Here is a 667-nt window from a genome sequence, read left to right on the forward strand (position 1 = left end):
GCCACTCTGCCTGTATGTGCCCGTTTCGATGGCGGTACAGCAGGTTTTCGCTCAAGCAACAGCGCATTCTGGCGCATGATCCGGTAAACACGTTTGGCATTGATCGCAGGCATACCATCAAGTTCTGCCTGTCTGCGAAGCAGCGCCCATACCCGACGATAACCATACGTGGGCAGCTCTCCGATAACATGGTGTATACGGAGAAGCACATCCGTATCATCAGTGTGACGACTGCGGCGGCCATCCATCCAGTCATCGGTTCGTCTGAGAATGACGTGCAACTGCGCACGCGACACCCGGAGACAACGGCTGACTAAGCTTACTCCCCATCCCCGGGCAATAAGGGCGCGTGCGCTATCCACTTTTTTGCCCGTCCATATTCAACGGCTTCTTTGAGGAGTTCATTTTCCATCGTTTTCTTGCCGAGCAGGCGCTGGAGTTCTTTAATCTGCTTCATGGCGGCAGCAAGTTCAGAGGCAGGAACAACCTGTTCTCCGGCGGCGACAGCAGTAAGACTTCCTTCCTGGTATTGCTTACGCCAGAGAAATAACTGGCTGGCTGCTACACCATGTTGCCGGGCAACGAGGGAGACCGTCATCCCTGGTTCAAAGCTCTGCTGAACAATTGCGATCTTTTCCTGTGTGGTACGCCGTCTGCGTTTCTCCGG

1 pseudogene is annotated in these 667 nt (G+C 54.6%); it reads right to left on the reverse strand.

What is annotated here, in order from left to right:
• Positions 1-667, reverse strand: a pseudogene (locus BEB54_RS28160) (IS3-like element IS2 family transposase); the annotation flags it as partial.

Origin of the sequence: Escherichia sp. MOD1-EC6021 (assembly GCF_002965245.1) — a bacterium.
GTDB classification, from domain to species: Bacteria; Pseudomonadota; Gammaproteobacteria; order Enterobacterales; family Enterobacteriaceae; genus Escherichia; species Escherichia coli_F.